Genomic DNA, 3,378 nt, shown 5'->3' with positions numbered 1-3,378 from the left:
CCGGATCGGCCCCGCGAAGTGCGCGCGCGCCGTCGTCGGAGGGCTGACGCCGACGCGGTGCCACGGGCCGCGCCGGCGCCCTGGTGGTGGTTCGAAGCTCAGCGGTTCACTTGGATTCGATCCGCCCCAGGGGGGCGGCGCTTTCCGACAAAGCCTGCTGCGCCGCGGTCCAGCCGGCGTCCTCGAGGCCGAGTGCGTGGCGAAGGTAGGCCCAGGTGGCCCGTTGGATCAGGGCCACGCGCTCGGGGTTCTCGTCCGTCGTCTCCCGAACTTCGTAGCCGGCGATTCCGCCGAGGGAGTGCTCCGCCCCGAACACGGTGAGCAGGCTCTTGCGCCCCGGGCTCAGGTGGTACGGGTCGGCGAGCCACTCCGGCCCCCTGACGGACAGCGGGGTTTCGTCCTTGTCCCCCACGATCACCAGGGTCGGCGTGGTCATGTGCGCGAAGTCCTGTCCCTTCAACCACGGGAGGTTCTCGGCCGCGAAGGGGGTCAGGTCGGCTCCGCCCCGCCCGGCCGTGGCAAGCAGTACGCCGGCCTTGATCCGCGAGTCGGACAGATCTTCCACCTTCTCGCTCACCGGATCGACGACTCGCAGGCCCAGCAGAGTGCCTGCCGTCTGGCCGCCGAAGGAGTGTCCGACCGCGGCGATGCGGCTTCGGTCCAGGCGCCCACCGAGACCGGGAACGGCGGCTTCCAGCAGGTCGAGCCGGTCGAGGATGCGCTTCACGTCCCGGACGCGGAAACGCCAAAGGTGCGGTGTGCGGGGATCGTCGCCGGGAAGGCCCACGGTCCGGGAGTCGAGGTGGGTGGGCTGAAGCACCACGAAACCGTGAGCAGCCCAGTAGTCGGCCAGCGGACCGTAGCCGTTCAACGACGATCCGAATCCGTGCGAGAAGACGATGATCGGCAGTTCGCTCCCGGTGGTCGGCGCGGTGATGCGCACCTGCAGGTCCTCGCCACGGCCCGGTACGTCCAGCGCAACCGGCTTGACCGAGACGACGGGGGTGGGGGTAGCCCCGCCCGCGGCCGCCGCGTCCGATGTTGATGCAGTCATGGGCTGTACTTCCTGTTCTTGCGCTTCGGGTGAGCCGTCGAGGGATACGCTAAAACCTGACGTTGACGTCAGAGGCAAGAAGCGTGCTCCGGCTCACATCGCAGATCGGGGACGCGAGGCCGGACCACGTCGACCCCGGCGCCGTAAAACCGCAGCCCGACACCCAAAGGCAACGGGTGGTGCGGGTGGGAACAACCAACCGACCCGACCGAGACGCGACCGCAGCGCACCGCGAAAACCCCAACCACGAAGCACCCCAGGGCCATGCGGCCACGAACATGGTGACGAGCGGCACGAAGCGCGGTCGGTGCTTATCTGACTGACCGTCAGCTATGGTGACGGGGTGCCTGACTCGTGGCGATCGGGCGATCATGGGCAACGTCCGACCGGGCGTTTGGCCACCGCCCCAGGCCACGTGCCCGGCGCGCCGGCTGCAGCAGGATCGGCCGACCGGTCGACCGCGCGGCACACGTACGACCGCACAACAGGGAGTGAGTCACAATGCGCGTGGGAGAGGTGGCAGGCCCCGACCTGCAACACTTCGGAAAGCCCCTCGACGGGATCCGAGTTCTGGCCATCGAGCAGATGCAGGCCCTTCCCTACGCCACCCAGATGTTGGCCCGGCTGGGTGCGGAAGTCATCAAGATCGAGTCGCCCGGCGTCGGCGAATCCGGTCGCGCGTCGTTGCCGATGATGACCGACCCCCTCGGCCGCGGGGTGGGCGTGACCTTCCTGCGCAACAACCTCGGCAAGCGCAGCATCACCGTGGACCTCAAGAACCCCGAGGGACGCGACATCGTGCTGAAATTGGCCGAGAAGGCCGACATCGTCTGCGAGAACTTCAAGCCGGGGACCGCGGCACGCCTGGGCCTCGCCTTCGAGGACATCGCGGCCGTCAACCCGCGGGCGATCTACCTCTCCGTGTCCGGCTTCGGGAACACGGCCGAGTCGCCCTACGCCAACTGGCCCGCGTACGCACCGGTCGCCGAGGCCATGGCCGGCTTGTACGACTTCAAGCGTGACCCCAATGTCGCGCCCGTGGTGTCGCCGCTCGGTGCGCTCGGCGACTCCGGGTCCGCGCTGTTCGCGGTGATCGGTGTCCTCGCGGCGCTGCGCCACCGGGACGCGACCGGCGTCGGGCAGTACGTGGACATCTCGATGTTCGACGCGATGGTCGCCCTCAACGACGCCGGGATCAGCTACTGGTCGATGGGCCTCAAGGACCCGACCCTCTCACCGCTGATCAACCACTCGTTCCGGGCGTTCGACGGCTACTTCCTGATCCAGTGCGCCCGGCAGCACATGTTCGACGCGCTCGCGGAGCTGATCGGCAAACCGGAGTGGAGCACCGATCCCCGACTGAGCGGGCCGCAGCAGTGGTTCGACCACCTGGAGGACGTCATCCGTCCCGGGATCGAGGAGTGGGCGGCCGACAAGTCGCGCCTGCAGGCGTGTGCGGCCCTGAGCGGGGTCGGCGTCGCGTCGGGGCCCGTGTACAGCCCGGGCGACGTGATCGAGGACGAGCACGTGCGCAACCGCAACATGCTCGTCGAGATGGAACGCACCGACGGCGAGCCCTCGCCGATCCTGTCGCCGGGCAATCCGGTGAAGCTGTCCCGCGTGGCCGAGGGTCCCGAGACCCGCGTGCCGTGGGTGGGCGAGCACACCGCGGAGGTCTTGCGCGCCGAACTCGGCCTGTCCGACGCCGAGATCGACCGGCTCGCGGCAGGCGGCGCGATCGGCCTCGAAACGTAGGAGCGGTGCCGGGGGGCGACAGGACTCCCGGGTTCCCGGGTTTCCGAACTCCCGGGTTTCCGGGCTCCGGGCTCCGGGGCTCGGACTCGTGGGCCGGCCCAAGGGCAACGCGATGCTGCGGCGTCGTCGCAGCTGCACAGCGCAACGAACCCCAAGTGGAACGAGGCGGAAGCGGAGAAATGACGACTGACGGAACCGCAGGTTCGACGGGACGCGGCATCCTCGGGTACGGGACCTACCTCCCCTACCGACGCCTCGACCGCAAGTCCATCGCCGCCGTGGCCGGCACCGGTGGCGGCAAGGGCACCCGCACCGTGGCGTCCTTCGACGAGGACACCACCACGATGGGCGTCGAGGCGGCGCGATACGCGCTGCGCGCCACCCCCGACGCCCGGCCGCGCTCGCTGTTGTTCGCGACGGTCGCGGCCGCGTACGCGGACCGCACCAACGCGACCGCCATCCACGCCGCTCTTCGTCTGGACGGGTCGGTGCCCGCGATGGACGCGACCGGTTCGGTGCGCTCGGCGGCGGGGCTGCTCCGCCTGGCCCTGGACGGCGCGGGCACCGCC

At 69.9% G+C, this 3,378-nt stretch carries 2 protein-coding genes and 1 pseudogene; 2 read left to right on the top strand and 1 reads right to left on the bottom strand.

What is annotated here, in order from left to right:
* Nucleotides 1-106: 106 nt before the first annotated feature.
* Nucleotides 107-1,054, bottom strand: coding sequence for an alpha/beta fold hydrolase (locus tag GT354_RS17780; RefSeq protein WP_161357288.1), 948 nt, complete (start codon nucleotides 1,052-1,054; stop codon nucleotides 107-109).
* Between the two features lie 501 nt (nucleotides 1,055-1,555).
* Between GT354_RS17780 and GT354_RS17775 the strand changes: the two genes are divergently transcribed.
* Both GT354_RS17775 and GT354_RS17770 read left to right on the top strand, forming a co-directional pair.
* Nucleotides 1,556-2,809: a CaiB/BaiF CoA-transferase family protein gene (locus GT354_RS17775; protein WP_161357287.1), complete on the top strand. Its 1,254-nt coding sequence runs from the start codon at nucleotides 1,556-1,558 to the stop codon at nucleotides 2,807-2,809.
* 179 nt (nucleotides 2,810-2,988) lie between these two features.
* Nucleotides 2,989-3,378: pseudogene (locus GT354_RS17770) on the top strand (hydroxymethylglutaryl-CoA synthase); the annotation flags it as partial.

The organism is Streptomyces sp. SID3343 (genome assembly GCF_009865215.1).
Taxonomy (GTDB): Bacteria; Actinomycetota; Actinomycetes; order Streptomycetales; family Streptomycetaceae; genus Embleya.
The sequence above is the reverse complement of the archived record's forward strand: the minus strand, read 5'-3'. Positions and strand labels throughout refer to the sequence as shown.